Here is a 250-nt window from a genome sequence, read left to right as displayed (position 1 = left end):
GTATTCCACCGTGCCGGCTTCCAGTCCCCGGTCTGACAGTACAATGCGATGCGGGAAGCCCATCAGCTCCATATCAGCAAACTTGACGCCGGGGCTGGTTTTTTTGTCGCGGTCGTCCAGATAAACGTCATAGCCGGCAGCGGTCAGTTCGGCGTAGAGGGTTTCGGTTGCCTGTTTTACGGCGTCTGAACGGTTGTAGTTCATGGGTACAATACCGATATGGAACGGCGCGATGGCATCAGGCCAGATA

At 55.6% G+C, this 250-nt stretch carries 1 protein-coding gene; it reads right to left on the bottom strand.

What is annotated here, in order from left to right; all coding sequences use genetic code 11:
- A partial coding sequence (locus Q4563_RS21490) for a His/Gly/Thr/Pro-type tRNA ligase C-terminal domain-containing protein (RefSeq protein ID WP_303605970.1) occupies positions 1–250 on the bottom strand: 250 nt, incomplete at both ends.

Source organism: Gilvimarinus sp. 1_MG-2023 (genome assembly GCF_030548285.1).
This window is presented reverse-complemented; position numbering and strand designations above follow the sequence as displayed.